This is a genomic window from Acinetobacter lwoffii (genome assembly GCF_024129435.1).
GTDB classification, from domain to species: Bacteria; Pseudomonadota; Gammaproteobacteria; order Pseudomonadales; family Moraxellaceae; genus Acinetobacter; species Acinetobacter lwoffii_F.
The window spans coordinates 1-391 of record NZ_JAMXXN010000085.1; the positions used below are offsets into that span (position 1 = coordinate 1).

General features: G+C 39.4%; 1 pseudogene. It reads right to left on the reverse strand.

From position 1 onward, the window contains the following. A pseudogene (locus tag NI455_RS15415) lies at window positions 1–308 on the reverse strand (transposase); the annotation flags it as partial. Window positions 309–391: the final 83 nt, after the last annotated feature.

Here is a 391-nt window from a genome sequence, read left to right on the forward strand (position 1 = left end):
TCCACTTGCATGTTGATGCACGCGTATGTAGCTTCCGTCAATGAATACCCATTCTTGATCCAAGACGCCTCGTAATCTAAAAAAAATTTATCCCATAATCCCTTACTTGCCCAGCGATTAAAGCGATTGTAAGCAGTTTGCCAAGGGCAAAATTCTTGAGGAATATCGCGCCATGTGGCGCCTGTGCGCAGTTTCCATAAGATGGCTTCCATGATATTTCTACTGTTTTTTGAACAGTAACAACCATGTAATCGCATAGTATCTTGAATTTGCTGCCAAATATCATCAGTGAGAAGAGTACGTGCCATTGAAAAAATATAGAAATGAAAAGAGCTTAAAGGAGGATTTTAAGTATTTAAAACCAATTCTTCAAATGAGGACACGCCCTAGT